Origin of the sequence: Halomonas sp. 707D4 (genome assembly GCF_024158685.1) — a bacterium.
GTDB lineage: Bacteria > Pseudomonadota > Gammaproteobacteria > Pseudomonadales > Halomonadaceae > Vreelandella.
This window is the reverse complement of record NZ_JAMZBD010000165.1, coordinates 1-6,324: the sequence shown is the minus strand read 5'-3', so window position 1 is coordinate 6,324 and position 6,324 is coordinate 1. Positions and strand designations below refer to the sequence as shown.

Annotated in this window: 8 protein-coding genes; 3 read left to right on the top strand and 5 right to left on the bottom strand. The window is 66.1% G+C overall.

What is annotated here, in order from left to right:
- From BIS11_RS08835 to BIS11_RS08815, 5 genes are all read right to left on the bottom strand, one after another.
- A partial coding sequence (locus BIS11_RS08835) for an urease accessory protein UreE (protein WP_367399202.1) occupies nt 1-202 on the bottom strand: 202 nt, incomplete at its 3' end.
- A 152-nt stretch (nt 203-354) separates the two neighbouring features.
- Entirely contained in the window at nt 355-2,067 is a 1,713-nt protein-coding gene (gene ureC / locus BIS11_RS08830) for an urease subunit alpha (RefSeq protein ID WP_253422475.1), read from the bottom strand.
- Nucleotides 2,064-2,393, bottom strand: coding sequence for an urease subunit beta (locus tag BIS11_RS08825; protein ID WP_253422483.1), 330 nt, complete (start codon nt 2,391-2,393; stop codon nt 2,064-2,066). The genes ureC and BIS11_RS08825 overlap by 4 nt, the downstream gene beginning before the upstream one ends.
- A gap of 19 nt (nt 2,394-2,412) precedes the next feature.
- Nucleotides 2,413-2,715, bottom strand: a complete 303-nt coding sequence (gene ureA / locus BIS11_RS08820; protein ID WP_227389924.1) for an urease subunit gamma — start codon at nt 2,713-2,715, stop codon at nt 2,413-2,415.
- A gap of 30 nt (nt 2,716-2,745) precedes the next feature.
- Nucleotides 2,746-3,630 (bottom strand): urease accessory protein UreD, encoded by an 885-nt coding sequence (locus tag BIS11_RS08815; RefSeq protein WP_253422485.1) that lies wholly within the window; start codon nt 3,628-3,630, stop codon nt 2,746-2,748.
- Between the two features lie 312 nt (nt 3,631-3,942).
- On the opposite strand from BIS11_RS08815, the gene BIS11_RS08810 reads away from it, so the two are divergent.
- The 3 genes from BIS11_RS08810 to BIS11_RS08800 form a co-directional block, all read left to right on the top strand.
- Entirely contained in the window at nt 3,943-4,914 is a 972-nt protein-coding gene (locus BIS11_RS08810) for a zinc ABC transporter substrate-binding protein (protein WP_253422488.1), read from the top strand.
- A gap of 19 nt (nt 4,915-4,933) precedes the next feature.
- Nucleotides 4,934-5,716 (top strand): metal ABC transporter ATP-binding protein, encoded by a 783-nt coding sequence (locus tag BIS11_RS08805; protein WP_253422490.1) that lies wholly within the window; start codon nt 4,934-4,936, stop codon nt 5,714-5,716.
- Nucleotides 5,717-5,720: 4 nt separating this feature from the next.
- The coding region (locus BIS11_RS08800) for a metal ABC transporter permease (RefSeq protein WP_253585937.1) at nt 5,721-6,324 on the top strand (604 nt) is incomplete at its 3' end.

Below are 6,324 nucleotides of genomic sequence, written 5' to 3'. Positions count from 1 at the left end.
CCCGCACCACGCGGCCATCCTCGGCTTTCAGGCCGTCGCCGTCGCGCAGCACCGGGCCGCGGTCGAGAAACAGCCCCAGGGCCTGGCCGGTGTCGCTTTCGGCCTTCAGCCGCCCGCGAATGCGCAGCTCGAAGGGCAGCGTCAGGGTATCGCTGGCGGCGCTTTCGCCGATCGGACCCAAGCGTTCTATCAGTTTCAGCATGACTTTTATCCTTGCACAGCTTTGTGGCCGTGTCGGGGGCAGGCCTACGAGAGGGCGCTGTGAATACCTCCCTGTACGCTACTTTTGCCATCCCTGGCAAAAGACCCTCTCTACGGCCTGCCCCCGCCACATCTCGCTAAACGCCGCCTTGATCAAAACAGATGATACCGCTGCGCCAGCGGAAGCTCCGTGGCGGGCTCGCAGGTCAGAAGCTCGCCGTCGCAGCGCACTTCGTAGGTCTGCGGGCCCACGGTCAGCTCCGGGCAGGCATCGTTGAGCAGCATGTCCTTCTTGCGCACCCCGCGCACGTTCTTGCACGCCGACAGCGTGCTTTGCAGCCCCAGACGCTCCTTGATCCCGGCGTCGATCGCCGCTTGGCTTACGAAGCTCAGCCGGGTCAGGCTCGCCGCGCGGCCGAAGGCGCCGAACATCGGGCGGTAGTGCACCGGCTGGGGCGTCGGGATCGAGGCGTTGGGGTCGCCCATGGGTGCTCCGGCGATCATGCCGCCTTTCAGAATAAGCGAGGGCTTCACGCCGAAGAACGCCGGCTTCCACAGCACCAGATCGGCGAGCTTGCCCACCTCGATGGAGCCCACCTCGTGGGCAATGCCGTGGGTGATCGCCGGGTTGATGGTGTACTTGGCGATGTAGCGCCTGGCGCGAAAATTGTCCGCCCCCAGCGCCTGATCTTCCGGCAGGAGGCCGCGCTGAAGCTTCATCTTGTGCGCGGTCTGCCAGGTGCGGCAGATCACTTCGCCCACCCGGCCCATGGCCTGGGAGTCCGAGGCGATCATCGAGATCACGCCGAGATCGTGCAGGATGTCCTCGGCGGCGATCGTCTCGCGGCGAATGCGCGAGTCGGCGAAGGCCACGTCTTCGGGGATGTTCGGGTCCAGGTGGTGGCACACCATCAGCATGTCCAGGTGCTCGTCGATGGTGTTGACCGTGTAGGGGCGCGTCGGGTTGGTGGAGGACGGCAGCACGTACTCCAGCGAACAGGCGGTGATGATGTCCGGCGCGTGGCCGCCGCCTGCCCCTTCGGTATGATAGGTGTGGATACCGCGCTCCTTGAACGCCGCCAGCGTATCCTCGACGAAGCCGGACTCGTTGAGCGTGTCGGTGTGGATCGCGATCTGGACATCGTACTTCTCTGCCACGCTCAGGCAGGTGTCGATCGAGGCGGGCGTGGTGCCCCAATCTTCGTGCAGCTTGAGCCCCATGGCACCGGCCTCGATCTGCGCCTCGAGCCCTTCAGGGAGGCTGGCGTTGCCCTTGCCGAGCAGGCCGATGTTCATGGGAAGCGTATCCACCGCCTGGAGCATCTTGCCCAGGTGCCAGGGCCCCGGCGTGCAGGTGGTGGCATTCGAGCCGGTGGCGGGGCCGGTGCCGCCGCCGAGCATGGTGGTCACGCCGCTCATCAGCGCCTCTTCCACCTGCTGCGGGCAGATGAAGTGAATATGGGCGTCGATGCCGCCAGCGGTGAGGATCTTGCCCTCGCCGGCGATGATCTCGGTGCCCGGGCCGATGACGATGCCGACGTCCGGCTGGGTGTCTGGGTTGCCCGCCTTGCCGATCGCCGCGATGCGCCCGGCCTTCAGGCCGACGTCCGCCTTGACGATGCCCCACCAGTCGAGAATCAGCGCGTTGGTGATGACGGTATCAATCACCGCGTCATCCACGCGCTGGCTCTGGCCCTGGCCGTCGCGAATCACCTTGCCGCCGCCGAACTTCACCTCGTCGCCGTAGTGGGTGGCGTCACGCTCGACTTCGATCCAGAGCTCGGTGTCGCCCAGGCGCACCCGGTCGCCCACGGTGGGGCCGTACATGTCGGCGTAGGCCTGGCGGCTGATCCTGTTGGTGGTCATTGCGCGTCTCCTCTGGCGTCGTCGAGCGGCCCCATCACGTCGCCGCGAAAACCGTAGATTTCACGCTTGCCGACGAACGGGATCAGCGTGACCTCGCGGGTCTGGCCCGGTTCGAAGCGGATCGCGGTGCCTGCCGCCACGTCGAGGCGAAAGCCGCGGGTCCTGTCGCGGTCGAACACGAGCGCCGGGTTGGCCTCGGCGAAGTGGTAGTGGGAGCCGAGCTGGATGGGCCGGTCGCCGGTGTTGGCGACCTCGACGGTGATCCGCTCGCGGCCGGCGCAGAGCTCGATCTCGCCGTTTTTCAACTGGTACTCGCCGGGAATCATGGCGCTCTCCTGTCAATGGCTAGTTGATGGGCGTATGAACGGTCACGAGCTTCGTGCCATCGGGAAAGGTCGCCTCGACCTGCACCTCGTCGACCATCTCGGCCACGCCTTCCATCACGTCGTCACGGCCGAGTATCTCGCGGCCGAAGCTCATGAGCTCCGCCACGCTCTTGCCGTCGCGGGCGCCCTCCATGATCTCGAAGCTGATCAGCGCCACCGCTTCCGGGTAGTTGAGCTTCAACCCGCGCGCCTTTCGGCGCTCGGCGAGCTGGGCGGCGGAGAACAGCAGCAGCTTGTCCTTGTCTCTCGGGGTCAGTTCCATGGCGTCGTCCTCTTGAAAATCGGTGATGGGTCAGGTGAGCCAGATGCGCGGCGTGTGCGCTTCGCGGCCGATCAGGCGCGGGCGCAGAAGCCGCCAGGCCTGCTCGCAAAGCGTCCAGGCATCAGAGCGCGAGCCGCCCAGATAGCGCAGCAGCAGCACGCCATGACGCGCGGTGACCGCCCAGTGCGGGCTGGCCGGAAGTGCCTCGCGCAGCGCTTCGATGGCGGCGCCGCTCTCCTCGAGCCCGACCGCCCAGAGCGTGGCCTGTACCGTGGCCCCGCCCTGGCCCCAGCGGCCGGCAAAGCGCGGGTGCAGCGGGTCGAGCGGCTGGCGCTCGAGCCACAGGGGTTTGCCATCCAGTGTCAGGCGAAAGTGCTGCTCGATGCGCCCGGTGACGAACGGAAGTTGGCTTGCCGGGCGGCCCAGCGCCATCACCTCCCAGCCAAGGCACTTGGCGCTACCGTGAAGCGCGATATGGGTGCGCTGCTCGCCCTTCGAGCCATCGAAGGCGATGGTCTCCTGGGGCAGCCATTCGAGCACCGCGCCGTCCTCCACGGTGAGGTCGGTGCACTGGCGCCAGGCCACGCCCTGGCTATCCGCCTTGTAGAGCTTGTTGGCAGCGGGCGTGGTCAGAAGCGCGTGGGCGCCCTTCTCCACGTGGGCGGAGATCTCCAGCGCATCGCCGCTGACCAGCCCCCCGGGCGGGTGCAGCAGGTAGACATGGCAGGCATCAAAGCGGCCTTCCGGGTAGAACGGGCGCTGCACGCGAAGCGGACCCTGGTGGCGGGCCTGCACCATGCGCGTGGCCTGATCGCGCCGAGCGAAGCGCAGCGCGAGCCGCGCCACCCAGCGGCGCTGCTCGTCGAAACGGTGGCCCGACGCCACCACCGGCGCGAAATTTTCGCGGTGCATCATGTAGTGATCGCTTCTGATAAAGGAACTCGTTACCCGATCAATGCAAGTAATGCGCCAAAATGGTGAAAAACGAATCCGGTATGCATCAAATGCCGTCGACCCAGGTGCGAAAGCCAAAAAGATGCACCAATCGATGGCATCACTACCCGCCAGTGCACCAAAAAGATGCTTTCGACGCTTATCTCGATCGATCATGCCGCGGCTTGACAGCGCACCCGGTTAACAAGAAACTTAGCAAAGGCTATACTTCTTGCTGGATGCCAAAACTGGCGTTCGGCAATCTCCGTCTTACCGCTCATCGGGGGTCTGGTCATGCTCAACACGAAACGCACCGTTGCCGCTCTCGCCCTTCTGCCGCTGGGTTCGACGGCGCTGGCCGACGAGCCGCCGCTCGAGGTGGTGACCACCATCGGCATGATCGCCGACGTGGCCCGAAACGTCGGCGGCGAGTGCGTCGCGGTGGAAGCGATGATGGGCCCGGGGGTCGACCCGCACCTCTATCAGGCCAGCGCCAGTGACGTCGCCCTGCTGCGCGGCGCCGAGCAGATCCTCTACTCGGGCTACGCGCTCGAGGGCCAGCTCGGCTCGGTGCTGGAGAACTTCGCCAGGCGCACGCCGACGCTCGCCGTCGCCCCCGCGTCGATCGAGGAGGAGGCGTTGATCGCCTCTCAGGGCACTTATGGGGTCGACCCGCACCTGTGGATGGACGTCTCGCTCTGGGCGCAAACCGTGCCGACCTTGCGCGACACCCTGATTGAAGCGCGCCCGGCGTGCGCCGCGACCATCGAGGCCAACGCCGAGCGCTACGAAGCAGAACTTCTCGCGCTGCACGAGTGGATCAGAGAGAGCATCGCCAGCATTCCCGACGAGCAGCGCGTGCTGGTCACCGCCCACGACGCCTTCAGCTACTTCGGCCGCGCCTACGATATCGACGTCGAAGGCATCCAGGGCATCAGCACCGCCACCGAAACCGGCATTGCCGATATCCGCAACATGGCCAATAGTGTGGTGGAGCGCAACGTGCCGGCAGTGTTCGTCGAGAGCACCATCAACCCGCGCACCATCCAGGCGGTGATCGATGCGGCGGCCCAGCAGGGCCACGAGGTGGTGGTCGGCGGCGAGCTCTATTCGGATGCCATGGGCGACGAGGACACCGTCGATGGCACCTACATGGGCATGCTCTACCGCAATACCGAGCACATCGTCGAGGCGCTGGGCGGTACCCTCGCCCCCCTGCCGGACGCGCTCGAGGGCTGGGCCAGCGAATGGCAGCTCGAACCCTGACGATCAAAGGCACTGTTCGATGACAACGACCGGTAACGCTGAGCCGGCACTCAGTATCAAGAACCTGACCGTGAGCTACCACAACCAGCCCGTGCTGTGGGATATCGAGCTCGATATTCCCGCCGGCGTCATGGCAGGCATCGTCGGGCCCAACGGGGCGGGCAAGAGCACGCTGATCAAGAGCCTTTTGGGGCTGGTGCCGTCGCTCTCCGGCGACGTGAAAGTACACGGCAAGCCCTACGCCGCCCAGCGCAAGCGGGTGGGCTACGTGCCCCAGCGCTCGAGCGTGGACTGGGACTTTCCCACCACGGCGCTCGACGTGGTAATGATGGGCCTCTACGGGCGCCTTGGCTGGTTCCGCCGCCCGGGACGCCGCGAGCGCCGCGAGGCCCTGGAGGCGCTTGCGATGGTCGGCATGACCGACTTCGCCGAGCGCCAGATCAGCCAGCTCTCCGGCGGCCAGCAGCAGCGGGTGTTTCTGGCACGCGCCCTGGTCCAGCAGGCGGACGTCTACTTTCTCGACGAGCCCATGGCCGGGGTGGATGCCACCACCGAGCGGGCGATCATCGACATCCTGCGCCGCCTGCGCGACCAGGGCAAGACCGTGATCGTGGTCCACCACGACCTGCAGACGGTGAGCACTTACTTCGACTGGCTGCTGCTTCTCAACGTGCGGGTCATTGCAGCTGGTAACGCAAAAGAGGTGTTCAAGATCGACCACCTGCGCCAGGCCTACGGCGGCCAGATCGCCCTGCTCGGCGATCACGACTCGCTGATGTTTCCCGCCTCGAAGGTGACGTGACGCCATGGCCTGGCTCGAGCTTCTATCGGACTACACCTTCCAGAACGTGGTGATCGGCGCCGCACTCCTGGGCCTGATCAGCGGGCCGCTGGGCTGCTTTGCGGTGCTGCGCCGCCAGAGCCTTTTGGGCGACGCCATTTCCCACGCCGCACTCCCCGGCATATGTCTGAGCTTCATCATCACCGGCAGCCGCGATCTGGGTGGCATCATCCTCGGCTCGCTGGTCACCGGCACGCTGGCCGCACTTTTGATGCTGCTGCTCACGCGTAAGAGCCGGCTGAAAACCGACGCCGGGCTGGGCATCTGCCTGAGCCTCTTCTTCGCCGTCGGCATCGTGCTGCTCACCTACATTCAGGGCACCCGCAACGCCGCCCAGGGCGGGCTCGAGGCCTTCCTGTTCGGCCAGGCGGCGGCGACGCTGCGCTCGGATCTATGGGTGATGGGGGCGATCACGCTGGCCACGCTATCGCTTCTGGCCGCGTTCTGGAAACAGGCCAAGCTGGTGACCTTCGACGCCGAGTACGCCCGCACGCTCGGCATGCCCGTCGCCGCCATCGAGGCTTCACTGACCGCCATGGTCACGCTGGCGGTCGTGGTCGGTTTGCAGA